Origin of the sequence: Streptomyces maremycinicus (genome assembly GCF_001184025.1) — a bacterium.
In the GTDB taxonomy this organism is placed as follows: Bacteria; Actinomycetota; Actinomycetes; order Streptomycetales; family Streptomycetaceae; genus Streptomyces; species Streptomyces maremycinicus.
The window spans coordinates 124,335-149,394 of the sequence record NZ_BBYG01000008.1 but is presented as its reverse complement, the minus strand read 5'-3'; the positions used below and the strand labels follow the sequence as shown (position 1 = coordinate 149,394).

23 protein-coding genes are annotated in these 25,060 nt (G+C 69.8%); 4 read left to right on the top strand and 19 right to left on the bottom strand.

The annotated features are described in order from the left end of the window. Positions 1-9 precede the first annotated feature (9 nt). Genes nuoK through AOQ37_RS00715 form a run of 11 tightly spaced genes read right to left on the bottom strand, consistent with a single transcriptional unit; the run spans position 10 to position 10,881 of the window. Positions 10-309 carry an NADH-quinone oxidoreductase subunit NuoK gene (gene nuoK / locus AOQ37_RS00765; RefSeq protein ID WP_020130147.1) on the bottom strand — a complete coding sequence of 100 codons (300 nt, stop codon included), beginning with the start codon at positions 307-309 and terminating at the stop codon, positions 10-12. After that, positions 306-1,148 (bottom strand): NADH-quinone oxidoreductase subunit J, encoded by an 843-nt coding sequence (locus AOQ37_RS00760; RefSeq protein WP_062640112.1) that lies wholly within the window; start codon positions 1,146-1,148, stop codon positions 306-308. The genes nuoK and AOQ37_RS00760 overlap by 4 nt, the downstream gene beginning before the upstream one ends. Further along, on the bottom strand, positions 1,145-1,786 hold the full coding sequence (gene nuoI / locus AOQ37_RS00755) for an NADH-quinone oxidoreductase subunit NuoI (protein WP_062640110.1): 642 nt from the start codon (positions 1,784-1,786) through the stop codon (positions 1,145-1,147). The genes AOQ37_RS00760 and nuoI overlap by 4 nt, the downstream gene beginning before the upstream one ends. Then, the gene (nuoH, locus tag AOQ37_RS00750) at positions 1,779-3,140 is read right to left on the bottom strand and encodes an NADH-quinone oxidoreductase subunit NuoH (RefSeq protein ID WP_062640108.1); all 1,362 of its coding nucleotides are present in this window, start codon (positions 3,138-3,140) and stop codon (positions 1,779-1,781) included. Before nuoH ends, nuoI begins: the two co-directional genes overlap by 8 nt. Then, on the bottom strand, positions 3,137-5,641 hold the full coding sequence (locus AOQ37_RS00745; RefSeq protein ID WP_062640106.1) for an NADH-quinone oxidoreductase subunit G: 2,505 nt from the start codon (positions 5,639-5,641) through the stop codon (positions 3,137-3,139). Before AOQ37_RS00745 ends, nuoH begins: the two co-directional genes overlap by 4 nt. Next, complete coding sequence (nuoF, locus tag AOQ37_RS00740; RefSeq protein WP_199824906.1) at positions 5,638-6,990, bottom strand: NADH-quinone oxidoreductase subunit NuoF; 1,353 nt, start codon at positions 6,988-6,990, stop codon at positions 5,638-5,640. Before nuoF ends, AOQ37_RS00745 begins: the two co-directional genes overlap by 4 nt. After that, positions 6,987-7,859, bottom strand: coding sequence for an NADH-quinone oxidoreductase subunit NuoE (gene nuoE, locus AOQ37_RS00735; protein ID WP_062640103.1), 873 nt, complete (start codon positions 7,857-7,859; stop codon positions 6,987-6,989). The genes nuoF and nuoE overlap by 4 nt, the downstream gene beginning before the upstream one ends. Continuing rightward, on the bottom strand, positions 7,856-9,178 hold the full coding sequence (locus tag AOQ37_RS00730) for an NADH-quinone oxidoreductase subunit D (RefSeq protein WP_062640100.1): 1,323 nt from the start codon (positions 9,176-9,178) through the stop codon (positions 7,856-7,858). The genes nuoE and AOQ37_RS00730 overlap by 4 nt, the downstream gene beginning before the upstream one ends. Beyond that, a complete protein-coding gene (locus AOQ37_RS00725; RefSeq protein WP_062640098.1) occupies positions 9,175-9,957 on the bottom strand; it encodes an NADH-quinone oxidoreductase subunit C in 783 nt (260 codons plus the stop codon). The genes AOQ37_RS00730 and AOQ37_RS00725 overlap by 4 nt, the downstream gene beginning before the upstream one ends. Continuing rightward, positions 9,954-10,508 (bottom strand): NuoB/complex I 20 kDa subunit family protein, encoded by a 555-nt coding sequence (locus AOQ37_RS00720; RefSeq protein WP_062640096.1) that lies wholly within the window; start codon positions 10,506-10,508, stop codon positions 9,954-9,956. The genes AOQ37_RS00725 and AOQ37_RS00720 overlap by 4 nt, the downstream gene beginning before the upstream one ends. Before the next feature lie 13 nt (positions 10,509-10,521). Then, positions 10,522-10,881, bottom strand: coding sequence for an NADH-quinone oxidoreductase subunit A (locus AOQ37_RS00715; protein ID WP_007383963.1), 360 nt, complete (start codon positions 10,879-10,881; stop codon positions 10,522-10,524). A gap of 740 nt (positions 10,882-11,621) precedes the next feature. Between AOQ37_RS00715 and AOQ37_RS00710 the strand changes: the two genes are divergently transcribed. After that, on the top strand, positions 11,622-12,425 hold the full coding sequence (locus AOQ37_RS00710) for a C40 family peptidase (protein ID WP_062640094.1): 804 nt from the start codon (positions 11,622-11,624) through the stop codon (positions 12,423-12,425). A 995-nt stretch (positions 12,426-13,420) separates the two neighbouring features. Here the strand turns inward: AOQ37_RS00710 and AOQ37_RS00705 are convergent. Continuing rightward, positions 13,421-14,716, bottom strand: coding sequence for a geranylgeranyl reductase family protein (locus AOQ37_RS00705; RefSeq protein ID WP_062640092.1), 1,296 nt, complete (start codon positions 14,714-14,716; stop codon positions 13,421-13,423). A gap of 98 nt (positions 14,717-14,814) precedes the next feature. On the opposite strand from AOQ37_RS00705, the gene AOQ37_RS00700 reads away from it, so the two are divergent. Then, positions 14,815-15,321, top strand: coding sequence for a GNAT family N-acetyltransferase (locus AOQ37_RS00700; protein ID WP_062640089.1), 507 nt, complete (start codon positions 14,815-14,817; stop codon positions 15,319-15,321). 160 nt (positions 15,322-15,481) lie between these two features. After that, on the top strand, positions 15,482-15,805 hold the full coding sequence (locus AOQ37_RS00695; protein ID WP_063781097.1) for a PASTA domain-containing protein: 324 nt from the start codon (positions 15,482-15,484) through the stop codon (positions 15,803-15,805). A 62-nt stretch (positions 15,806-15,867) separates the two neighbouring features. Here the strand turns inward: AOQ37_RS00695 and AOQ37_RS00690 are convergent, their stop codons facing one another. The 4 genes from AOQ37_RS00690 to AOQ37_RS00675 are packed head-to-tail and all read right to left on the bottom strand — an operon-like array spanning position 15,868 to position 20,861. Further along, positions 15,868-16,563 carry a demethylmenaquinone methyltransferase gene (locus tag AOQ37_RS00690; RefSeq protein WP_062640085.1) on the bottom strand — a complete coding sequence of 232 codons (696 nt, stop codon included), beginning with the start codon at positions 16,561-16,563 and terminating at the stop codon, positions 15,868-15,870. 32 nt (positions 16,564-16,595) lie between these two features. Then, positions 16,596-18,086, bottom strand: a complete 1,491-nt coding sequence (locus AOQ37_RS00685) for an acyltransferase family protein (protein ID WP_062640083.1) — start codon at positions 18,084-18,086, stop codon at positions 16,596-16,598. After that, the gene (locus AOQ37_RS00680; RefSeq protein ID WP_062640081.1) at positions 18,086-20,425 is read right to left on the bottom strand and encodes a bifunctional polysaccharide deacetylase/glycosyltransferase family 2 protein; all 2,340 of its coding nucleotides are present in this window, start codon (positions 20,423-20,425) and stop codon (positions 18,086-18,088) included. The genes AOQ37_RS00685 and AOQ37_RS00680 overlap by 1 nt, the downstream gene beginning before the upstream one ends. A 19-nt stretch (positions 20,426-20,444) precedes the next feature. Next, a complete protein-coding gene (locus AOQ37_RS00675) occupies positions 20,445-20,861 on the bottom strand; it encodes a hypothetical protein (protein WP_078889923.1) in 417 nt (138 codons plus the stop codon). A gap of 307 nt (positions 20,862-21,168) precedes the next feature. Between AOQ37_RS00675 and AOQ37_RS00670 the strand changes: the two genes are divergently transcribed. Beyond that, on the top strand, positions 21,169-22,209 hold the full coding sequence (locus tag AOQ37_RS00670) for a chitinase (protein WP_199824904.1): 1,041 nt from the start codon (positions 21,169-21,171) through the stop codon (positions 22,207-22,209). Between the two features lie 162 nt (positions 22,210-22,371). On the opposite strand, the gene AOQ37_RS00665 is transcribed toward AOQ37_RS00670, so the two are convergent. From AOQ37_RS00665 to AOQ37_RS00655, 3 genes are all read right to left on the bottom strand, one after another. After that, positions 22,372-22,980: an amidohydrolase family protein gene (locus AOQ37_RS00665; RefSeq protein ID WP_062640075.1), complete on the bottom strand. Its 609-nt coding sequence runs from the start codon at positions 22,978-22,980 to the stop codon at positions 22,372-22,374. A gap of 7 nt (positions 22,981-22,987) precedes the next feature. Next, positions 22,988-24,187 (bottom strand): cyclic dehypoxanthinyl futalosine synthase, encoded by a 1,200-nt coding sequence (gene mqnC, locus AOQ37_RS00660; protein WP_062640073.1) that lies wholly within the window; start codon positions 24,185-24,187, stop codon positions 22,988-22,990. Positions 24,188-24,259: 72 nt separating this feature from the next. Continuing rightward, entirely contained in the window at positions 24,260-25,054 is a 795-nt protein-coding gene (locus AOQ37_RS00655; protein ID WP_062640071.1) for a prepilin peptidase, read from the bottom strand. Positions 25,055-25,060 lie beyond the last annotated feature (6 nt).

Sequence of the window (25,060 nt, the reverse complement as noted above, 5' to 3'; positions counted from 1 at the left end):
TCCGACCCCTTACAGCTTCATCAGGCTGGCGTCGTCGACCGAGGCCGAGTGGCGGGAACGGAACAGCGACACGATGATCGCGAGTCCGACCACGACCTCCGCGGCGGCGACGACCATCGTGAAGAAGGCGATGATCTGGCCGTCGAGATTGCCGTGCATCCGGGAGAAGGTGACGAACGCGAGGTTGCAGGCGTTGAGCATGAGCTCGATGCACATGAAGACGACGATCGCGTTGCGCCTGATCAGCACACCCGTCGCACCGATCGTGAACAACAGGGCAGCGAGATAGAGGTAGTTGACGGGGTTCACTTCGACGCCTCCTCCGTCCGCTTCAGGTGGGGCGGCTCGATCGCGGCCCGCTCCAGGCGCTCCTCGGCGCGCTGCTCCAGGGCCTTGAGGTCGTTCATCGCCTCGGTGGACACGTCCCGGATCTGACCGCGCTCGCGCAGCGTCTTGCTGACCGTGAGTTCCGACGGCGTGCCGTCGGGCAGCAGCCCCTGGATGTCCACGGCGTTGTGCCGCGCGTACACGCCCGGCGCGGGCAGCGGCGGCACGTGCTTGCCCTCGCGGACCCGCAGTTCGGCCAGCTCGCGCTGGGTCTTGGCGCGCTCGGTGCGCTCGCGGTGGGTGAGCACCATGGCGCCGACGGTGGCCGTGATGAGCAGGGCGCCGGTGATTTCGAAGGCGAAGACGTACTTGGTGAAGATGAGGGCGGCGAGGCCCTCCACGTTGCCGTTCGCGTTCGCCTCGGCGAGGCCGCTGAACTCCGTCAGGGAGGCGTTGCCGATGCCGGCGATCAGCAGGATGCCGAAGCCGAGGCCACTGACGAGGGCCAGCCAGCGCTGACCCTTGATCGTCTCCTTCAGGGAGTCCGCCGCGGTGACGCCGACGAGCATCACCACGAACAGGAACAGCATCATGATCGCGCCAGTGTAGACGACGATCTGCACGATGCCCAGGAAGTAGGCGCCGTTGGCGAGGTAGAACACCGCGAGGACGATCATGGTGCCGGCCAGGCAGAGCGCGCTGTGCACGGCCCTCTTCATGAAGACGGTGCACAGGGCGCCGATCACCGCGACGGTGCCGAGCACCCAGAACTGGACGGCCTCGCCGGTCGAGGTGGAGTAGGCGGCGAGTTGTGCGCTCATCGGCCGATCACCTCCCCCGAGGCGGGCTCGGCCGGGCCGGACGAGGCGGCACCCTCCTGCGGGGCCTCGCCCTTGGAGACGGCCGGCTGCTGTTCCGTGCCGGGCGCCGCCTCCGTCACCAGACCCCGGTAGTAGTCCTGCTCGTCCGTACCCGGGTAGATCGCGTGCGGCGAGTCGACCATGCCCTCCTCGAGGCCGGCGAGCAGTTGTTCCTTGGTGTAGATCAGATTGGCGCGGCTGGAGTCGGCGAGCTCGAACTCGTTGGTCATCGTCAACGCGCGCGTGGGGCACGCCTCGATGCACAGGCCGCACAGGATGCAGCGGGCGTAGTTGATCTGGTAGACCCGCCCGTACCGCTCGCCCGGGGAGTAGCGCTCCTCGTCGGTGTTGTCCGCGCCCTCGACATAGATGGCGTCGGCGGGGCAGGCCCAGGCGCACAGCTCGCAGCCGACGCACTTCTCCAGGCCGTCCGGATGGCGGTTGAGCTGGTGCCGTCCGTGGAACCGGGGAGCTGTGGTCTTCTGCTGCTCCGGGTACTGCTCGGTCAGCCGCTTCTTGAACATGGCCTTGAAGGTCACGGCGAAGCCGGCCACGGGGTTCTGGAAACCGGGCTTGGTCTCCTTGGGCTCCTCAGCCATCGGACGCCTCCTTTCCATCCTGCGATCCGTCACTCACAGTGTCCACTCCGCCACTGACAACGAGCTCTCGCTCGTGGTGCGGGCGGCGCCTGGGCACCGGCGGCAGCTCCTGACCCGGCAGTGGCGGTACGGGGAATCCGCCCGCCATCGGGTCGAAGCCGGCGGGCTCGGCGGGGGCCTGCGCTTCCTTGCGCCCGTTGCGGAACATGTCCGCGATGAAGGACAGCAGCAACAGGGCCAGCACGCCGCCGCAGACGTAGAGAGCGATCTCGGCGAAGTCGTAGTTCTCGTTGCGCAGGGTCCGTACGGTCGCGACGAGCATCAGCCACGCCACCGAGACCGGGATCAGGACCTTCCAGCCGAGCTTCATCAACTGGTCGTAGCGGACGCGGGGCAGCGTGCCGCGCAGCCAGATGAAGAGGAACAGCAGCAGCTGCACCTTGGCGATGAACCAGAGCATCGGCCACCAGCCGTGGTTCGCGCCCTCCCAGAAGGTGCTGATCGGCCAGGGGGCCCGCCAGCCGCCGAGGAAGAGCGTGGTCGACACCGCGGAGACCGTGATCATGTTCGCGTACTCGGCGAGCATGAAGATCGCGAACTTGATCGACGAGTACTCGGTGTTGAAGCCGCCGACCAGGTCGCCCTCGGACTCCGGCATGTCGAAGGGGGCGCGGTTGGTCTCGCCGACCATCGTGATGACGTACAGGATGAAGGAGACCGGCAGCAGGAGGATGTACCAGCGGTCCTGCTGCTGTTCGACGATCGTCGACGTCGACATCGACCCCGAGTAGAGGAACACCGAGGCGAACGAGGCGCCCATCGCGATCTCGTAGGAGATCATCTGCGCGCAGGACCGCAGTCCGCCCAGCAGCGGATAGGTGGAACCGGAACTCCAGCCCGCCAGGACGATGCCGTAGATGCCGATCGAGGCGCACGCCAGGATGTACAGCATCGCGATCGGCAGGTCGGTCAGCTGCATCGTGGTGCGCTGACCGAAGATCGAGACCTCGTTGCCGGCCGGACCGAAGGGGATCACCGCGATCGCCATGAAGGCCGGGATGGCCGCGATGATCGGCGCGAGGATGTACACCACCTTGTCCGCGCGCTTGACGATGAGGTCTTCCTTCAGCATCAGCTTGATGCCGTCGGCGAGCGACTGGAGCATGCCCCAGGGGCCGTGCCGGTTCGGGCCGACGCGCAGCTGCATCCAGGCGACGACCTTGCGCTCCCAGACGATGGCGAACAGCACGGACAGCAGCAGGAACGCGAAGCAGAAGACCGCCTTGAGGACGACCAGCCACCAGGGGTCGCGGCCGAACATCGAGAGGTCTTCAGCGGCGAAGTACGGGCTCATGCCTCCACCTCCTCGGGGGCGTCGGCGATGAGCGTCGCCGGACCGATACGGACAAGCGCGCCGGGCGTCACCCCGGCGTCGGAGGCGACGCCCGCGCCCGTGGAGTTCAGCGGGAGCCAGACCACCCGGTCGGGCATCTGCGTGATCAGCAGCGGGAGTTCGACCGCCCCCGCGGGCCCGGTCACGGCGAGGACGTCGCCGTCCTTGACCCCCACCTCGGCGGCCGTCGCGGGCGACACACGCGCGTGTGCGGCATGCCGCGTCCCGGCGAGCGCCTCGTCACCCTGCTGGAGGACTCCCTGGTCGAGCAGCAGGCGGTGACCGGCGAGCACGGCCTCGCCCGCGGCGGGACGTGGCAGATGGGCGGCGGTCTCCAGGGGTGCGGAGGCCCGCGGCCCGTCCCACGCGCCGAGCCGGTCGAGCTCCGCGCGGGCGGTGCGCAGGTCCGGCAGGCCGAGGTGGACGTCCATGGCGTCGGCGAGCATCTGGAGCACGCGCGCGTCGGTGGGCGCCGCGCGGCGTGTCATCTGGTCGGGCTTCAGTGCCGCCTCGAAGAAGCGGACCCTGCCCTCCCAGTTGAGGAAGGCGCCCGCCTTCTCGGCGACCGCGGCCACCGGGAGGACGACATCGGCGTGCTCGGTGACCTCACCGGGCCGCAGCTCCAGCGACACGACGAAGCCGGCCTCGGCCAGCGCGGCACGCGCGCGTGCCGGGTCGGGCAGGTCGGCGACCTCGACGCCCGCGACGAGCAGCGCCTGGAGTTCGCCGGACGCGGCGGCCTCGATGATCTGTCCGGTGTCCCGGCCGAAGCGGTGCGGAAGGTCGGCCAGGCCCCAGGCCGCGGCGACCTCCTCACGCGCGCGTGGGTCGGTGGCCGGACGGCCGCCCGGCAGCAGCGACGGCAGGGCACCCGCCTCGATCGCGCCCCGCTCGCCCGCCCTGCGGGGGATCCACACCAGTCGGGCACCGGTCGCCGCGGCGGCCCGCACGGCGGCGGTGAGACCGCCGGCCACACCGGCCAGCCGCTCGCCGACGACGATCACCGCGCCGTCGCCGCGCAGCGCCTCGGCGGCCCGGCCGCCCGCGTCCTCCAGGCCGACGCCGCCCGCGAGCGCGTCCAGCCACTCCGTCTCGGTGCCCGGGGCGGCCGACAACAGGGTGCCGCCCGCCTTCTCCAGGCCCCGGGTGACGTGCGTGGCCAGCGAGAACACCCGCTGTCCGTGCTTGCGCCAGGCCTTGCGCAGCCTCAGGAAGACGCCGGGCGCCTCCTCCTCCGACTCGAAGCCGACGAGCAGGACGGCGGACGCCTTCTCCAGGAGGGTGTACGTGACGCCCGTACCGTCGAGGTCGCGGCCGCGGCCCGCGACGTGGGCGGCCAGGAAGTCGGCCTCCTCACTGCTGTGCACGCGCGCGCGGAAGTCGATGTCGTTGGTGTCGAGCGCCACCCGCGTGAACTTGCTGTACGCGTAGGCGTCCTCGATGGTGAGGCGACCGCCGGTCAGGACACCGGTCCTGCCACGCGAGGCCAGCAGGCCCTGGGCCGCGATCTGCAACGCCTCCGGCCAGGAGGCCGGTACGAGGTCACCCTCGGCGTCGCGCACCAGCGGCGTCTCGAGCCGGTCCCGCTGCTGGGGGTACCGGAACGCGAACCGCCCCTTGTCGCAGATCCACTCCTCGTTGACCTCGGGGTCGTTGGCGGCCAGGCGCCGCATGACCTTGCCGCGCCGGTGGTCGGTGCGCGTGGCGCAGCCGCCGGAGCAGTGCTCGCAGACCGACGGCGAGGAGACCAGGTCGAAGGGCCGGGAGCGGAATCGGTACGCCGCCGAGGTCAGCGCGCCGACCGGGCAGATCTGGATGGTGTTTCCGGAGAAGTACGACTCGAAGGGGTCGCCCTCGCCGGTCCCCACCTGCTGGAGCGCGCCGCGCTCGATCAGCTCGATCATCGGGTCGCCCGCCACCTGGTTGGAGAAGCGGGTGCAGCGCGCGCACAGCACGCACCGCTCACGGTCGAGCAGCACCTGCGTGGAGATCGGCAGGGGCTTCTCGTACGTCCGTTTCCTGCCCTCGAAGCGGGACTCGGCCTGGCCGTGCGACACGGCCTGGTTCTGGAGGGGACACTCGCCGCCCTTGTCGCAGACCGGGCAGTCCAACGGGTGGTTGATGAGGAGCAGCTCCATCACACCCTGCTGCGCCTTCTCGGCCACCGGTGAGCTGAGCTGGGTCTTCACCACCATGCCGTCCGTGCACGTGATCGTGCAGGACGCCATCGGCTTGCGCTGGCCCTCGACCTCGACGATGCACTGCCGGCAGGCGCCGACCGGATCGAGGAGGGGATGGTCGCAGAAGCGCGGGATCTCGATGCCGAGCTGCTCGGCGGCCCGGATGACCAGGGTGCCCTTGGGCACGCTGATCTCGGCGCCGTCGATCGTCAGCGTCACGACATCTTCCGGCGGGACCGCCGCCTCGCCGCCTCCGGAGGGAGCGCTGGTGGTCACCGTCATGCGTTCACCTCCGTGTGCTTGTCCGCCCAGACCGTCGACTTGGCCGGATCGAAGGGGCAGCCGCGGCCCGTGATGTGCTGCTCGTACTCCTCACGGAAGTACTTGAGCGAGGAGAAGATCGGCGAGGCCGCGCCGTCGCCGAGAGCGCAGAAGGACTTGCCGTTGATGTTGTCGGCGATGTCGTTGAGCTTGTCGAGGTCGGAGAGGACTCCCTTGCCGGCCTCGATGTCCCGCAGCAACTGCACGAGCCAGTACGTTCCTTCGCGGCACGGGGTGCACTTGCCGCAGGACTCGTGGGCGTAGAACTCGGTCCACCGGGTGACGGCCCGCACGACGCAGGTCGTCTCGTCGAAGCACTGGAGAGCTTTGGTGCCGAGCATGGAACCCGCAGCACCCACTCCTTCGTAGTCAAGAGGGACGTCGAGGTGCTCGTCGGTGAACATCGGCGTCGAGGAACCGCCCGGTGTCCAGAACTTGAGCCGGTGCCCGGGTCGCATGCCGCCGCTCATCTCGAGGAGCTGGCGCAGGGTGATGCCGAGCGGGGCCTCGTACTGGCCGGGGGACGCGACATGGCCGCTGAGCGAGTAGAGCGTGAAGCCCGGGGACTTCTCGCTTCCCATCGACCTGAACCAGTCTTTGCCGTTTTGCAGAATCGCGGGAACTGACGCGATCGATTCGACGTTATTCACCACAGTCGGGCACGCATAGAGGCCCGCGACAGCAGGGAAAGGAGGGCGCAGCCGCGGTTGACCACGGCGGCCTTCGAGCGAGTCGAGCAGCGCGGTCTCCTCACCGCAGATGTACGCGCCGGCGCCGGCGTGCACGGTGAGTTCGAGGTCGAGTCCGCTGCCCAGGATGTTCTCGCCGAGGTAGCCCGCCGCGTAGGCCTCGCGCACGGCCTCGTGCAACCGCCGCAGAACGGGGACGACTTCACCACGCAGATAGATGAAGGCATGAGACGACCTGATGGCATAACACGCGATCACAATGCCCTCGATGAGGCTGTGCGGGTTCGCGAAGAGGAGCGGGATGTCCTTACAGGTCCCGGGCTCCGATTCGTCGGCGTTGACAACTAGATAGTGCGGCTTTCCATCACCCTGCGGAATGAACTGCCATTTCATCCCCGTCGGGAATCCCGCGCCGCCGCGCCCTCGCAGACCGGAGTCCTTGACGTACGCGATCAGGTCGTCCGGCGACATGGCCAGCGCCTTGCGGAGACCCTCGTACCCTTCGTGCCTTCGGTAGACGTCCAGACTCCAGGACCGGTCCTCGTCCCAGAAGGCCGACAGCACGGGTGCGAGCAGCTTCTCCGGGCTGCTGCCTTTCAACTCGGGTGCCAAGGTCATCACTCCCCCTCCTCGGCGGTAGGCCCTGCCGGGTGGGCCGGGTCGGAGGCCGACGTGTCCTGCGGCGCGTCGTGCGAACTCAGGTGCTGCGCGGACGACGGCTCGTGCACCGCCCGGTCCTGCGGCTCGTCGTGCGGCCCGCCGTCCCGGGGGTGGACCACGCGCGCGGGTGCGGTCTCTCCCCTTGCCAGGCGAAGACCCACCAGCGACGCCGGTCCCGCGCTGCCGCTCGCCTCGACGGCCCCGTCCCGCTCGTCGGGGAAGCCCGCCAGGATCCGGGCGGTCTCCTTGAAGGTGCACAGCGGCGCGCCGCGCGTCGGCGAGACGGTGTGACCGATCCGCAGGTCGTCCACCAGGCGCTTCGCGCTCTGCACGGTCTGGTTGTCGAAGAACTCCCAGTTGACCATCACGACCGGCGCGAAGTCACAGGCCGCGTTGCACTCGATGTGCTCCAGGGTGATCTTGCCGTCGTCGGTGGTCTCGCCGTTGCCGATGCCCAGGTGCTCCTGGAGCTGCTCGAAGATCGCGTCGCCGCCCATCACCGCGCACAGCGTGTTGGTGCACACGCCCACCTGGTAGTCGCCGCTGGGGCGCCGCCGGTACATGGTGTAGAAGGTGGCGACCGCGGTGACCTCGGCCGTGGTCAGTTTCAGCACGTCCGCGCAGAACTGCATCCCGGTGCGCGTGACGTGTCCCTCCTCCGACTGCACGAGATGCAGCAACGGCAGGAGCGCGGACCGGGAGTCGGGATAGCGGGCGATGATCTCGCGCGCATCCGCCTCCAGCCGGGCCCGGACGTCGTCCGGGTAGGCGGGCGCGGGCAGTTCGGGCATACCCAGGCTGACGCCCCGCTCGGAAGAAGAGGTGGTCACCGGTCGACGCCTCCCATTACGGGGTCGATGGAGGCGACGGCGACGATGACGTCGGCGACCTGGCCGCCCTCGCACATCGCTGCCATGGCCTGAAGGTTGGTGAAGGACGGGTCGCGGAAGTGGACCCGGTAAGGGCGGGTGCCTCCGTCGGAGACGGCGTGCACCCCGAGCTCGCCCTTGGGTGACTCGACGGCCGCGTACGCCTGTCCCGGCGGGACGCGGAAGCCCTCGGTCACCAGCTTGAAGTGGTGGATCAGGGCCTCCATGGAGGTGCCCATGATCTTCTTGATGTGGTCCAGGGAGTTGCCCAGACCGTCGGGGCCCAGGGCGAGCTGCGCGGGCCAGGCGATCTTCCGGTCGGCGACCATGACGGGGCCGGGCTGGAGCCGGTCCAGGCACTGCTCGACGATGCGGAGCGACTGGCGCATCTCCTCCAGGCGGACCAGGAAGCGGCCGTAGGAGTCGCAGGAGTCCGCGGTCGGGACATCGAAGTCGTATGTCTCGTAGTCGCAGTACGGCTGCGCCTTGCGCAGGTCGTGCGGGAGGCCGGTGGACCGCAGGATCGGGCCGGTGGCGCCGAGGGCCATGCAGCCGGCCAGGTCGAGATAGCCGACGTCCTGCATACGGGCCTTGAAGATGGGGTTCCCGGTGGCGAGCTTGTCGTACTCGGGAAGGTTCTTCTTCATCTTCTTCACGAACTCGCGGATCTGGTCCACCGCGCCGGGCGGCAGGTCCTGGGCGAGTCCGCCGGGGCGGATGAACGCGTGGTTCATGCGCAGGCCCGTGATGAGCTCGTAGATGTCGAGAATCAATTCACGATCGCGGAATCCGTAGATCATGATCGTGGTGGCGCCGAGTTCCATGCCGCCGGTGGCGATGCACACCAGGTGGGAGGACATCCGGTTCAGCTCCATCAGGAGCACCCGGATGATCTTGGCCCGCTCGGTGATCTGGTCCTCGATACCGAGGAGCTTCTCGACGGCGAGACAGTAGGCGGTCTCGTTGAAGAAGGACGTCAGGTAGTCCATGCGCGTCACGAACGTGGTGCCCTGCGTCCACGTGCGGTACTCGAGGTTCTTCTCGATGCCGGTGTGGAGGTAGCCGATGCCGCAGCGGGCCTCGGTGACCGTCTCGCCCTCGATCTCCAGGATCAGGCGGAGCACCCCGTGGGTGGAGGGGTGCTGGGGACCCATGTTGACGATGATGCGCTCGTCGTCGGCCCGGGTCGCGGACTGGACGACCTCGTCCCAGTCGCCACCGGTGACCGTGTACACGGTGCCCTCGGTGGTCTCACGGGCGGATGCTGACTGCGTGCTCACGAGTACGACCTCCGCTGGTCCGGAGCCGGGATCTGGGCGCCCTTGTACTCGACGGGGATGCCGCCGAGGGGGTAGTCCTTGCGCTGCGGATGGCCCTGCCAGTCGTCCGGCATCATGATCCGCGTCAGGGCCGGGTGACCGTCGAAGACGATCCCGAAGAAGTCGTAGGTCTCGCGTTCGTGCCAGTCGTTCGTGGGATAGACGGAGACCAGCGACGGGATGTGCGGGTCGGCGTCCGGCGCGCTGACCTCCAGGCGGATCAACCGGTTGTGGGTGATCGAGCGCAGGTGGTAGACGGCGTGCAGTTCACGGCCCTTGTCGTTCGGGTAGTGCACGGCGCTGACGCCGGTGCAGAGCTCGAAGCGCAGGGCCGGGTCGTCGCGCAGGGTGCGGGCCACCCGGAGCAGATGCTCGCGCTCGATGTGGAACGTGAGCTCGTCGCGGTCGACGACGGTCTTCTCGATCGCGTTGGCGGGGAGCAGGCCCTGCTCCTCCAGTGCGCCCTCGAGTTCGTCGGCGACCTCGTCGTACCAGCCGCCGTAGGGCCGGCTCGCCGCTCCCGGGAGCCGGACGGAGCGGACCAGGCCGCCGTATCCGGAGGTGTCGCCGCCGTTGTCGGCGCCGAACATGCCGCGCTGGACGCGGACCTCCTCACCGCCCTGGCCGCGCTGGCCCGGGAGGTTGGAGGCGGAGAGGTCCTTCTCGGGGTTCACCCCGTTCGACCCCTTCCCCCCGTCCGAGGGGCCGTTCGCGCCGTGGGTGCCGTTCGCGTCGCTCACCGCAGCAGGCCCTTCATCTCGATCATGGGCAGGGCCTTGAGCGCCGCTTCCTCCGCCTCGCGGGCCGCCTCCTCGGCGTTCACGCCGAGCTTGGTGTTCTGGATCTTGTGGTGGAGCTTGAGGATCGCGTCCATCAGCATCTCGGGGCGCGGCGGGCAGCCCGGGAGATAGATGTCGACGGGCACGATGTGGTCGACGCCCTGGACGATCGCGTAGTTGTTGAACATGCCGCCGGAGGAGGCGCACACGCCCATGGAGATGACCCACTTGGGGTTCGGCATCTGGTCGTAGACCTGCCGGAGGACCGGCGCCATCTTCTGGCTCACCCGGCCGGCGACGATCATCAGGTCCGCCTGGCGGGGCGAACCCCGGAAGACCTCCATACCGAAGCGCGCCAGGTCGTAGCGGCCCGCGCCGGTGGTCATCATCTCGATGGCACAGCAGGCGAGGCCGAACGTGGCGGGGAAGACGGACGCCTTGCGCACCCAGCCCGCGGCCTGCTCGACGGTGGTCAGCAGGAATCCGCTCGGCAGCTTTTCTTCGAGTCCCATGGTTAAAGGCCCCTCAGTCCCATTCCAGGCCGCCGCGCCGCCATACGTACGCGTACGCGACGAAGACGGTGAGCACGAAGAGCAACATCTCCACGAGCCCGAAAACACCCAGGGCGTCGAAGGTGACGGCCCAGGGGTAGAGGAAGACGATCTCGATGTCGAAGACGATGAAGAGCATCGCCGTCAGGTAGTACTTGATGGGGAAGCGCCCGCCGCCGGCCGGCGTGGGGGTCGGCTCGATACCGCACTCGTAGGCCTCGAGCTTGGCGCGGTTGTACCGCTTAGGCCCGATCAGCGTGGCCATGACCACGGAGAAGATCGCAAAGCCTGCCCCGAGGGCTCCCAGTACGAGGATGGGCGCATACGCGTTCACCGCTCCTCGCTCCTCTCAGTCGGCACTGACTGCTGGCGATGACGTCGGACCCAGTGGCCCCAGGTACCGCGAACCCCGCCCGTCCCGGCGAAGATCGCGAACATGTGAAGCAGGTCACAAGCCCAACTGCTCCGCATCTTATGCCCGCCGCTCTGTGATCTGCGACACGGGGTATTACACAAGCTTTGTGATCTCCACCACCTGACGAAGGATCATGAAGTCATATCGACAGTGATCTTCATACGTGAAGCGTCAGAGTGATCACAAGAAGTGACATTTGCGCTCGTCACCGCATGAAACGAAGGTCGTCTCCATATCAAGAGGCTTCCCTTGCATGCAAATTGGCGATGGACCGGGTGCCCTGATAGTGGCGCGCGTTCACACATCAGGGGGAGGCGGGGCCGGGGTGTGGACGCGTGTACGCGTTCACAAGCGGAGGCGACTGTGCCGGGCGCGTGGAGACGCAGCCCTCACGGAGACCGTTCCGTGACCTCCGCCACATCCGTGAGGGGCGCCTAAGAACCGGGCTTGGCCAACCGTCGCAACCGGTGGTAGGTCGCGGGCAATCCGGACGTAACGACGAAAGTCCATGATCACAGGCTTGATCACCTGCGTCCGCAATGTCCGTTACGGCGTCAATAAAGAACCCGGGGCAGGGAATTTGAGGCACCCGTTGAACAACTGTGGCGCAGCACACGTTTCTTGAAGGTATGGAGGAGCCCCTGATACCGGTTGTACCCATGTCCCACACCGCTCACATACGCAGCCACCGGAAACCCCGCCGCAGCGCGTCGACGATCGCGATGCGGGCCGGAGTCGCCAGTGGTGTCCTCGGCACGCTGGCCGTCGCCACAGCAGCTGGCTCGGCCAACGCGGCCGAGCCGGTGACGCAGACGCTCGAACTGCCCGTCCTCACGGGCGACCTGGCCGCCCAGGTCGCGCAGTCCGCTCAGGCCACGCAGCAGGCCGCGGCGAACTACCAGCTCCAGGCCGAGCGCGACGCGGCCGCGTCCGCCGCCGCCAAGGAGGCCAAGAAGGACCTCGCCGACGCCAAGGCCGAGGCGAAGAAGAAGGCCGAGGCCGCCCGCAAGGCCGCCGCCGAGCGCGCCACGCGCGCCGCCGAGCGGACCACGCTCAGCACGACGTCGAGCAGCAGCAGCTCCGACAGCACGAGCAGCTCCACGGCGACCGGTTCGGCCGCGGCCGTCATCGCCTTCGTGAAGGCGCAGATCGGAGACGCCTACGTCTCCGGTGGCACCGGGCCCAACTCGTGGGACTGCTCGGGCCTCATGCAGACGGCCTTCAAGCAGGTCGGCGTCGACCTGCCGCGCGTCTCACAGGACCAGTCGACCTTCGGCACCCAGGTGTCGCTGGACAACCTGCTGCCGGGCGACATCGTCTACTGGGGCAGCGCGGGCAGCGCGTACCACGTGGCGGTGTACGTCGGCGACGGCATGTTCGTCGGCGCGCAGAACCCGTCCACCGGTGTGGCGGAGAAGCCGATGTCGTACGACCCGCCGACCGGCGCGGTCCGGGTGCTCTGACGCCACCGGGTGCCCCTGAGGGGGCACCTCACGCACGCAAGGGCCGCAGCCGCTCGGGGGCAGCGGCCCTTCGGGCACCCTCGGCGCGTGCGGCCCACGCGTGGACCGTACGCGTGCGTATGGCCGGTGCTCGCGTGTGGCCGGTGCTCGCGTGTGGACAGTGTTCGCGTGTGGACGGCCGGTGCTCGCGTGTGGACGGCCGGCCGGTGTCCGCGTGCGGTCCGCGCGTTCGTCCGGCCGGTGTCTGTCTGCGGTAGGCGTGCTCGGGCCCGCCCGGCAGTCCGCCGGCGCGCGCGGGCCAAGCCACCCAGCCGCCCAGCCGCCTCCGGGACGCGCGTAGAGGCCTCCAGCCGCCCTCGGGGCCTTGTGGAGGCCTCCGGCCGCCTACGGGTGACCGCCGGGGCCTGAGTCGGTCTCGTGGCGCGCACGGGCGGCCCACAGGCCGTGCCGGTCGGACGCGCGGCCGCTCCCGCCGTGATCCCGCGCGGCTCCCCCTGCCGTCGGCTGAGCCGAGGCGGTGACACATCGACCCGTGTTGTCCGACATGTCGGACACACCGTCAATCCGGCGCCGGACCAGCCCCGTCCAGCCGGGCTGCCGGCGGCTGCGGCCGTGACTCCGGGCGTGACTCCGGGCGTGGCCGTGCGACGGCCACGCGGGAGCCGATCGGGTCCCGATCGGGACTCAAGCAGGAATCGAGCGGATCCGGACCGGTTCCGGGCTGGTTCTGGACCGGCGCGGGCCGGGGCTGTTCCGGTGGGGGTCCGGCGTGGGGCTGGAGTTCGGGTGCGGGCCGCTCCGGGTACGGACCGCTCCGGTCCCGGCTCCTCGGCGGTTCAAGGGGCCGTCGGCCGGTCCGCGGGTTCCGCGCCGCGGGCTGGAGGCAGGCCGGAACGGACGGGTGGCGGGCCGGCGGAAGTGGGCTTCGCGCCGGGGCCGCCGGTGCTCCCGTTCTGGTGCTCCCGTTCTCGACCGCGGAGAGGGCTCCGCCGTGGTCAGGCCTTGGGGGCGACCTTGCTCAGGCCGTTGATGATGCGGTCCATCGCGTCGCCGCCCGTGGGGTCCGTCAGGTTGGCGAGCATCTTCAGGGTGAACTTCATCAGGAGGGGATGGGTCAGGCCGCGCTGGGTCGCGATCTTCATGACCTTCGGGTTGCCGATGAGCTTCACGAAGGCGCGGCCCAGCGTGTAGTAGCCGCCGTAGGTGTCCGCGAGGACCTGCGGGTAGCGCTGAAGGGCCAGTTCACGCTGGGCGGGGGTGGCGCGGGCGTGCGCCTGGACGATGACGTCGGCGACGATCTGACCGGACTCCATGGCGTAGGCGATGCCCTCGCCGTTGAAGGGGTTCACCAGGCCGCCGGCGTCGCCGACCAGCAGCAGGCCCTTGGTGTAGTGCGGCTTGCGGTTGAAGGCCATGGGGAGGGCGGCGCCGCGGATCGGGCCGGTCATGTTTTCGGGGGTGTAACCCCAGTCCTCCGGCATGGACGCGCACCAGGCCTTGAGGACCTCGCGCCAGTCGAGCTCCTTGAAGGAGTCGGAGGTGTTCAGCACACCCAGGCCGACGTTGGACGTCCCGTCGCCCATGCCGAAGATCCAGCCGTAGCCGGGCAGCAGACGGTCCTCACCCGGCCCGCGGCGGTCCCACAGTTCCAGCCAGGACTCCAGGTAGTCGTCCTCGTGGCGCGGGGAGGTGAAGTAGGTGCGGACCGCGACACCCATCGGGCGGTCCTCGCGGCGGTGCAGGCCCATCGCCAGCGAGAGGCGGCTGGAGTTGCCGTCGGCGGCGACCACGAGCGGGGCCCGGAAGACGACTTCGCGCTTCTCCTCGCCCAGCTTGGCGTGCACGCCCGTGATGCGGCCGGTGCGGTCGTCGACGATCGGGGCGCCGACGTTGCAGCGTTCGTAGAGGCGGGCGCCCGCCTTCTGGGCCTGGCGGGCGAGCTGCTCGTCGAAGTCGTCGCGCTTGCGGACGAGTCCGTAGTCGGGGAAGGAGGCGAGATCCGGCCAGTCCAGCTGGAGGCGGACCCCGCCGCCGATGATGCGCAGGCCCTTGTTGCGCAGCCAGCCGGCCTCCTCGGAGATGTCGATGCCCATGGCCACGAGCTGCTTGGTGGCTCGTGGGGTGAGGCCGTCACCGCACACTTTCTCGCGCGGGAACTCGGTCTTCTCCAGGAGGAGTACGTCGAGTCCGGCCTTGGCGAGGTAGTACGCGGTCGTGGAGCCGCTCGGCCCCGCGCCGACGACGATCACATCGGCGGTGCTTTCGGAGAGGAGCTCGTTCACGACGGTCACGGCGGGATCTCCCCAAGTTCGGAATCTTCGTGCCGACCGGCACTGGACATGGGCAGTCTATTCAGCAGAATTGATCACCCGGCTGAAGGGCTGCCCCCGTGAACCGAGCTCTCCCCGTAGTACGGCTGCGCGTCCCCACGGACGAGGACGCGGTCGCCTGGCACCGGGTCTTCGACGACCCGGAGGTGATGGAGTTCCACGGCGGCCGTTCCGCGGAGCTGTCCGCCTACGAGGAACTCACCGCCCGCCAGCGCCGGCACGACGCCGAGCACGGCTTCTGTCTGTGGACGATGCTGGACCGGGACGACCGGGTCATCGGGTTCACCGGCGCCCAGCCGTGGCCCCAGGAGTGGGGCCCCAGGGGCGAGATCGAGATCGGCTGGCGGCTCGGGCGGGAGCACTGGGGGCAGGGGTATGTGACGGCGGCCGCGCAGATGACCCTGGAACGGGTGCGGGCGGCCGGGGTGCCGGGTGTGGTGGCCATGGTCGACGCGCGCAACGCGCGGTCCATCGCCGTGACCGAACGGCTGGGCATGCGGCTCGCGGAGGTCTTCACGACCCCGGAGCAGAAGCGCGAGGGGCGCTGCTACCGCCTCGCCTGGTGACTTCCTCCCCCGGCGCACGGACACATCCTCGATGTCGTCACTCTCCGTAGTTATTGGCTACAGAAAGACACCCGGCCCTTCCGGACGACACCCCCGGGCGGTTACTCTTCCAGTACCGCTGGGGGTGACATTTGTGCTCATACCACCCAAGACACCCGAAGTGCGCGTACCGAGACTCGTCGGTCTGATGGCCGTGGACGCGCGCGAGGCGGCCGCGGCGCAAGGCGTGCTGCTGGCCGCACCGGACCGGCCCGAGTTCCACCGCGCGGTCGTGGACTACGTCGTACGGCAGTACCCGCCGCCCGGTGTCGATGTGCCGCGCGGCGCCGTCGTCACCGTGTGGTTCGAGTTCGGCGAAGGAGAGGGCGGCGGAGGCGCGGGCGTGCGCGAGCCCCGGGTGCCCAGACCGGGCGGGGGCGGACTCCAGCGCGAACTGGACCGGCCCGGGCAGCCCGGACACCCCTTCGAGGCGATCACCGGATAACGGCGAGGGTGCCGGGCCGCGCCGCGCCGGGTCATGCGGTGCGGTGCGGTTCCGGGCCGGACTCAGGCGTCCTTGAAGCCCCGGTGCAGGGTGACCACGCCGCCCGTCAGGTTGCGCCAGGCGACCTTCGACCAGCCGGCCTTGCGCAGGTGCTCGGCGAGGGCGGGCTGGTCCGGCCAGGCCCGGATGGACTCGGCGAGGTAGACGTAGGCGTCCGGGTTGGAGGAGACCGCGCGGGCGACCGGGGGCAGCGCGCGCATCAGGTACTCGGTGTAGACGGTCCGGAAGGGCGCCCAGGTCGGGTGCGAGAACTCGCAGATCACGACGCGTCCTCCGGGTCGGGTCACCCGGTACATCTCGCGCAGGGCTGCGTCGAAGTCCTGCACGTTGCGCAGGCCGAAGGAGATCGTGACGGCGTCGAAGACATCGTCCTTGAAGGGCAGTCGCGTGGCGTCCCCGGCGGTGAAGGGCAGCCAGGTGTGGTTCTTCTTCCCGACCTGGAGCATGCCGAGGGAGAAGTCGCACGGGACGACATAGGCGCCGGTCCGCGCGAAGGGGAGGGAGGAGGTCGCCGTACCCGCCGCGAGGTCCAGGACCTTCTGGGCGGGGCGGGCGTCGACCGCCTTCGCGACCTCCTTGCGCCACCGCCGGTCCTGGCCGAGCGACAGCACGTCGTTGGTCAGGTCGTACCGTTCCGCCACGCGGTCGAACATCGAGGCGACTTCGTGGGGCTGCTTGTTCAGGGAAGCACGGGTCACCCGCCCATTGTGGCAGCCCCGCCCTCACCGGCTCACGGCAGGAGCCTCGGCTTCTTCCGCGCCGCGACGTCCTCGACCCACCCGCAGAGCAGCACGAACAGGACGATCAGCAGCCAACCCACGCCGAACATGAACCACTGGCTCTCCAGCGGCAGGTACTTCTCGAACGCGGGGATGTCCCAGAACCGGTCGATCAGCGGCACGGCGAGGATCAGGGCGATCTCGTGCCAGAGGTAGATCGTCACCGCGCGCGCGTTGAAGACGGTGACGATCCGGTTGGTGCGCCGGAAGCGGGTGAGCCAGGCGAAGTCGATCCCGAAGTACGCCTTCGCCCACATCAGCAGCATGACGAAGCCCGCCGACCAGAACGCCTGCGCGAGGGGGTCCTCGTCGAGGTCGTAGGTGCCGAACTCGGCCTGGTGCGTGAAGGCGTACCAGCCGCCGAACCCGATCGCCGCGAGCGACACCACGACCACCAGGGCCGGCTTCATCCGCTGGAGCACGCCGTCGCGGTGCGCGAAGCCGAGCGTCCAGCAGAAGAGGTACGTCGACAGGTCCCACATCGCGGTGCCGACGCGGTTGTCGGGGCCGGCCCAGACGAAGGTGAGCACCAGGATCGGCGCGAGGGAGAGCGCCAGGACCGGGATCCGGGCCAGCCGGAACAGCGGCAGCAGGAGCGGGGAGAGCAGGACGAACCAGAGGTACGTCCGCAGGTACCAGAGGATCTCCCAGGCCTGCTCGCCCCAGGCGTTGCCGGGCGGGTCGCCCAGCGGCACGACCCAGTAGACGATCTGCCAGCCCGGTACCCAGTCGTGGATCAGCATCGCCAGGACGACGAAGGCGCCCCAGAACCAGAAGGGCGGCAGGAGCCGGCGCAGGCGGCTCCTGACCACCTTCGGCGCCGGACGCTCCAGGGACTTCGCCATCAGGGTGCCGGCCAGGCCGAACATGATCCCCATGGAGGGGAAGACCATGCCCGCCCAGGCCCAGCCGAAGGTGTGGTACGCGACCACCCGGATGAGGGCGAGGGCGCGCAGCGAGTCGAAGTAGCGGTCGCGTTGGGGGGCAGCGGGCTTCGACGGGGGCGGGGGCCCGTCCGTCACCTCCTCGGTGACGGACGCCGGCGCCCCGGGCCCCCGGACGGGCTCCGCGTCCGGATCCGGGTCCCGGTCCGGGTACGGGCCCGGGTCGGGGTCCAGGTCCGGGTCCACCGTCGGCAGGGGCGCCGTCTCGTCGACGGCGACACCCTGCCCGTACTGCGGGTACTCCGCGTACGCCGTGTGCTCCGCGTACTCCGTGTTCCGCGCGTGCTCCGCGTACTCCCGCGGATACGGCTGTTGCGGATAGGGCTGTTGCCCGTACTGCTGGGGATGCTGCTGCTGCGGGTACGGCTGCTGCCCGTACCCGTCATACCCGTACGGGTACGGCGACGGCTGCCCGTACTCGTGGCCGTAACCCTGGCCCTGGCCCTGACCCTGGCCGGGGCCAGGGCCGTGGCCCTGGCCCTGCTGCTCCCAGGTCATCAGCTCACCCCGGCGGGGGTGCCGACCTCACCGGTGCGCTTCAGCTTCTGCCAGCGCAGGCGGCCGCCGGTGAGGGCGGTGATGCAGGAGTGGATGAGGACGAGGTACATCATCTGGCGGTAGGCCAGTTGCTGGAGCGGCATCATCAGCAGGTAGCGGTACTTCTCCCGGTCCAGGCGGAACGCGTAGGCCGCGCAGCCGAGCTGGACGCCGAGGACCGCCAGCCAGGCGAGCAAGGCCGCCTGGAAGTCGATGAAGATCATCGAGTAGATCGTGAACACGTCGATCAGCGGGGCGAAGACCGGCGTGATGATCTGGAAGAGGACCACGAGCGGCATGCCCACCCGGCCGAAGCGACCCGAAGGACCCTTGTCCGTCAGGGACTTGCGGTGCTTCCAGAGCGCCTGCATGGTGCCGTACGACCAGCGGTAGCGCTGGGACCACAGCTGCTTCAGGGAGCCGGGCGCCTCGGTCCAGGCCTTGGCGTGCTCCTGGTAGACGACCTGCCAGCCCGCGCGGTGCATGGCGATGGTGATGTCGGTGTCCTCGGCGAGGGTGTCCTCGCTCATGCCGCCGACCTCGAGCACGGCCTCGCGGCGGAACGCGCCGATCGCGCCGGGGATGGTGGGCATGCAGCGCAGCAGGTCGTACATGCGACGGTCGAGGTTGAAGCCCATCACGTACTCGATGTGCTGCCAGGCGCCGATGACCGTGTTCCGGTTGCCGACCTTGGCGTTGCCCGCGACCGCGCCGACCTTCGGGTCGGCGAAGGGCTGCACGAGGTGGTGCACGGCGTCCGGCTCGAAGACCGTGTCGCCGTCCATCATCACGACGATGTCGTAGCGGGCGCTGCGGACACCGTTGTTCAGGGCGGCCGGCTTGCCCGCGTTCTCCTGCCGGATGACGCGGACGTTCGTCATGCCGAGGGCCCTCGCCGCCTCGCGCGAGATCTCGGACGTGTTGTCGTCCGAACCGTCGTCCACGATGATGATCTCGATCGGATGGGTGCTCTTCGCCAGTGACTTCAGGGTGTTGGCGATGCACTCCTTCTCGTTGTACGCCGGGACGATCACGCTGACCGGCCGGGTGACGGTCGGCCCCCAGCTGAAGCGGCGCTTGTTGCGCTTTCTGTAGTGCCGGCGGGCCAGGATCAGCATCATCCCGAACCGGCCCATGACCGCCACGCCGACGACCATCAGCCCCACCGACAGGGTCGGGACGGTCCACTCGGCGAGGGTGACCGCCGCGATGAGGGCCTTGCCCTCGTAGAGCGTGACGCCGGTGGCCTCGCGGTGGGCCGCCTGGAGACGGTCGACGGTCTGGCCGTTGGCGCCGTTGGCGCCGTTGCCGCCGGTTCCGCCCTGACCGTTGGGCACGTTGCCGGCCTGCTCGCCGTTCGCACCGGCCGCCGCGCCCGCGGCCTGCTGGCCGCCGGTGCCGGAGGCCTGGCGGGCGGCGGCGTTCTGCTCCTGCATCACCCCGCTGATGGTGGTGAAGGTGTAGCCCGCGGCCTTCATCTTCTCGATGTACGTCGGGAGCGCCTTGATCGTCTGGGAGCGCTCGCCGCCCGCGTCGTGGAAGAGCACCGACGCGCCCTTGCCGTCCTCGGGCGTGGCCCACTTGATGATCTTCGAGACGCCCGGCTTCTTCCAGTCGTCGCTGTCGGTGTCGACGAAGACGCTGGTGTAGCCGTCCTCGCCCAGCTTCTTGTAGATGGGCCAGCTGTAGTTGTCGATGGCGTCCGTCTCGGAGGAGTACGGGGCGCGGAAGAGCGTCGTGGTGATGCCTGCCGCACCCGCCAGTGCGAGCTGGGTCTGCTCCATCTCACGGTCGACGCGGGCGTCGGACTGGTAGGAGAGGTCGACGTGGGTGAAGGTGTGGATGCCCACCTCGTTGCCCTCGTCGACCATGTCCTTCACGATGTCCGGGTAGCGCGAGACCATCGAGCCCACCAGGAAGAACGTGCCGGGCACGTCGTACTCCTGGAGGATCTCCAGCACCTGGGGCGTCCAGGTCGGGTTCGGGCCGTCGTCGAAGGTCAGCGCGATCGTCTTGTCCGGCACCGAGACGGTGGTGGCCTGGCCGCCCTGGAAGGTCAGGATCGGGCCGCCGTCGAGGACCTTGTCGGGCACCTTGCTGGCGCTGGCCCCGGTGCGCACGCGCTGGTCGCCGCCGACCTCGGCGCGCAGATAACCGTCGAGGAGCATCACGCTGGTCAGCGCGAGCAGAAGCAGCAGGGCGAGGATGACGCGCGGTTTCTGGAGCGCCGCGGCCTTGCCCGCGGCCCGCTCGATGCGGGACGGGGCGCGACGGCGGCCGCGAGAGGAAGTGGTCGTCATGGGAGTGCCTGAACTCCGGTCAGTTGGCGGCCGCGGAGGCGGTCGCGGTCGCGGTCGGGGCGGAGCTCGGCGGCTCGCCGGTGGCGACGCCCGAGGGCGGAGTGCCGGTGGGCATCGAGGGCGGGGTGCCGATACCGCCCTGCGGCTGGTAGCCACCGGGGCCGGAGTTCTGCGCACCGCCCGGGCCTCCGTTGCCGAAGGGCAGCAGGGAGGACGGGGCCAGGGAGGTGCCCCAGCCCATGAAGGCCGCGCCGAGGACGACGGCGTACACAAGACAGCCGACCCCCATGAGGAGGCCGATCCGGCGCAGCAGCTTGGACCTGCGTCCGGAGTTGTCAACGAACACGGGCCCCTCGGCGGAGGCGTCGTCACGTTTGCGGCTGCGACGGCTGCCGCGAGCAGCGGCACGGCTTTCGATGGCAGGCTCGGATTGCATTCCACGGATATTAGAGAGCCTTTATGTGGCACAAACTCTGCGTCTGTTGTGAGCAACCCATGAGAAACAGGTGAACCTGTCTCTTCCCTGAGAGATGCCCGAATCACCCGCACGGCACCTGCCCGACAAGGGAGGGTTGATTATCCCTTTTAGGCGGTTACTTATCATGTTTTGCACGCTTATTTCCATGACCTGTCTGTGTGTTCACTGTTCCCGCGCGAGCCGCCCACTTGTGAGACATTTCCATTTGGGAAACGCACTTTGTTTCCATGCTGAGACAGAAATCACGAGAGCGGGTGCATACGCAATGAGGAGTTTCCTGAGGCCGATGGCCGGGGTCACCTGCCTGTTTGCCCTGGCCGTTACAGGATGCTCCGCGGGGTCCGACAGCACGTCGGACGCGGCAGCACCCGCGGAGAGCGAACAGGCGAGCAGTCCGTCGCCGTCGAGCAGCGCCACACCATCGAGTACCGGCACCTCCTACGCGCCCTACGTGAGCGCGGTGGAGGCCAATGACAACGACTCGGCCGGCTCACCGGCGACGTACAACCTGGCGTTCGTCATCTCCGGCGGCAGCGGCTGTACGCCGAAGTGGAACGGCACGAACGCCATCGGGGACTCCGCCGTGAAGTCCCGGATCTCGGCGCTGACCGCCTCGGGCGCCACGGCCCGCGTCTCCTTCGGCGGGGCCTCGGGCAAGGAGCTGGCGGCCACCTGTGACAGCGTGTCCGAACTCACCCGGGCGTACGGCGAGGCGCTCGACGCGGCCGGCTCCAGCCAGGCCGACTTCGACATCGAGGGCGACGAACTGACCGACGCCGACTCGGTCGCCCTGCGGTCCCGGGCGATCGCGGCCCTCCAGGAGGAACGCCCGGACCTCGAGGTGTCCTTCACCCTCCCGGTGATGCCCTCCGGGCTGGACGCGGACAGCCTGGCGCTGCTGACGTCCGCGAACAAGTACGACGTCCAGGTCTCCACCGTCAACCTCATGACGATGAACTACGGCGAGTCGTACGCCGGGGACATGGGCGGATACGCGATCACCTCGGCGACGGCGGCGCAGGCACAGCTCAAGAAGATCTTCGGGACGACGGACGCCGACGCCTGGAAGGGGATGGCGCTCACCTCGATGATCGGCACCAACGACGTCGACAACGAGACGTTCACGCTCGCGGACGCGGCGGAGGTGCGGACGTTCGCCGAGGAGAAGGGCATCTCCTGGGTCTCCATGTGGTCGACGTTCCGCGACCAGCAGTGCGAGGACGGCTCCGCCTCGGATGACGCGTTGACCAATTGCAGTGGGGTCGAGCAGAGTGCGGGCGCGTTCGCCGAGGCGTTCTCGGAGTAGGACGCGCGGGTCCGGTCCCGTGCCGGCCGCCGGTCCGTCGCCGCCGGTCCGTCGCGGCCGGTCCGTCGCGGCCGGTCCGTCGCGGCCGGTCCGTCGCGGCCGGGCGCGCTCACGCGGCGCAGCCGCACGATGTCACAGCCCCGCGCCCCTGGAGGGCGGGGGTCATCGCCTCCGGTACACCAGGCGGCCCTCGATCACCGTGGCCACGCAGGTTCCCGCGCCCCGGGTCGACAGGGCCGCCTCGTCGGGTACGTCGAAGACGGCGAAGCGGGCGGCGGAGCCGCGCTCGCGGGGCGGGGCGAACTCCACCGGCAGACCGCAGGCGTACGGGTCCAGCGAGGGCACCCCGCCGGGACCCGCCGCGGGCCGGGCGACGACCGCGAGACCGGAGCGGGCCACGGCGTCCCGCACCGCGCGCCGGCGCAGTTCCCCGCAGGCCACCGCGACCGTGCCGTGGGCGAGCATGCGCTGCACACCGCGCCGGGCGCTCGCGCCCCAGCGGGCTTCGTCCGGGGCCAGCGCGTCGAGCGCGTCCCCGGTCAGCGGCTCGGTGCCCAGCTCGGCGGCCTCGCGCGGGTCGGGGTGATAGGCCCCGGCCAGCAACTCCGTGCCGTGCGGGTTGACCAGACCGGGCGTCAGGATGCCCGGCCACCGGCGCACCCGTGCCGACGGGTACGCGGCGACGAGTTGCTCCAGCGGGCCTGCCCCGGCGATCCGGGGGCCCTCGACGGCGAGCGCGCGGCCCCTGGAGTCGGCGTGGATCGTCAGCAAGAGGGCCCTAGTTGGAGGTGAGGAGCTTCAGTTCGGGGTGGGCGGTGCCGCCGGCGATCGCGGTCGACGAGATGTGCGACATGACCCGCTCGTCCACCGGGTCGTTCGCCGGGTCGTCGTGCACGACGAGGTGCTCGTACGTCGTCGCGCGCTGGGCCGGGACCCGGCCCGCCTTCCGGATCAGGTCGATGATCTCGAGGCGGTTGGAGCGGTGCTTGGCGCCGGCCGACGAGACGACGTTCTCCTCCAGCATGATCGAGCCGAGGTCGTCCGCGCCGTAGTGCAGGGAGAGCTGGCCGACCTCCTTGCCGGTCGTCAGCCACGAGCCCTGGATGTGACGGACGTTGTCGAAGAACAGGCGGGCGATCGCGATCATCCGCAGGTACTCGAAGAGGGTCGTCTGGGTGCGGCCCTTCAGGTGGTTGTTCTCGGGCTGGTACGTGTACGGGATGAAGGCCCGGAAGCCGCCCGTCCGGTCCTGCACGTCACGGATCATCCGCAGGTGCTCGATGCGTTCGGCGTTGGTCTCGCCGGTGCCCATCAGCATGGTGGACGTCGACTCGACGCCCAGGCCGTGCGCGGTCTCCATGATCTCCAGCCAGCGCTCGCCGGACTCCTTGAGCGGGGCGATGGCCTTGCGGGGACGGGCGGGGAGCAGCTCGGCGCCGGCGCCTGCGAAGGAGTCGAGCCCGGCCGCGTGGATCCGGGTGATGGCCTCCTCGACGGTGACCTTCGAGATGCGCGCCATGTGCTCGACCTCGGACGCTCCCAGCGAGTGGATCACCAGTTGAGGGAACGCCTCCTTGATGGCCGCGAAGTGCTTCTCGTAGTACTCCACCCCGTAGTCCGGGTGGTGGCCGCCCTGGAACATGATCTGGGTGCCGCCGAGCTCGACGGTCTCGGCGCACCGCCGCAGGATGTCGTCGAGGTCGCGCGTCCAGCCCTTGGCGGTGTCCTTGGGGGCGGCGTAGAAGGCGCAGAACCTGCACGCCGTGACGCACACGTTCGTGTAGTTGATGTTCCGCTCGATGATGTACGTGGCGATGTGCTCGGTGCCCGCGTACATGCGGCGGCGCACGGCGTCGGCGGCGGCGCCGAGCGCGTGCAGGGAGGCGTCGCGGTAGAGGTCGAGGGCCTCTTCCGGGGTGATCCGCCCGCCGTCCGCGGCACGGTCGAGCACAGACTGGAGGTCGGCCTTCTCGGGCACCGGATGGTCCCTTTCGTCAAGGGTTGTGGGCGGACCGAACCAGCCTACGCCAGGGGTCCCGGCACCCGGACGTCAGGCCGCGTACGCACCGACGAGCAGCCCGGCGAGGGTCCCGGCGAGCATGAAGGGGCCGAAGGCGATCATCGTCCGGCGGCCGGCCCGTCCCGCGACGGCGAGCGCGCCGCCGTACAGCGCCCCGAGCAGGAACGCGGCGAACGTACCCAGCATCACCGTCGCCCAGCCGTACCAGCCGAGGACGGCGCCCATCGAGAGCGCAAGCTTCACGTCGCCGAAGGCCATGCCGCCGGGGTTGGCGAGATGCAGCGCGAGATATCCGGTGCCGAGGGCGAGCGCGCCCAGCAGGGCCGTCGTCCAGTGGCCTGCGTGCTCGGGCAGCAGCGCGGCGGGGCCCAGCAGGGCGAGCGCGGCGGCGGCGAGCGGCAGGGTGAGCGGATCGGGCAGCCGGCGCACCCGCAGGTCGACGGCGGCCAGCAGCACCCCGGCCGGCGCGAGCAGCAGCCAGACGACGAGTTCGGGCCGGACCCCGGTCGCGGCGGCGAGCGCGGCGCAGACGACGGCGGTGAGCAGGGGGAGCCGGACGGCACCGGACGCGTACGGGGCGGCGGGGGCCGCGGGGCCCGCGTCCGCCGGGCGCCCGGAACGCCGCTCGGCACACCGGGCGCACCGCGCCGGTCCGAGCCACCCCCGGATCGGATGCCCGCCCGGGCAGGCCGCCCGCCAGCCGCCGTCCCGCTCCTCCCACGGGACGGAGAACCGGTGGGCGGCCCGCGGCAGCAGGGCTCCCGCGAGGGCGCCCCAGAGCGCGGCGACGGTCACCAGCGCCAGGACGCCGGGAGGTGTGGTCATCGGCGG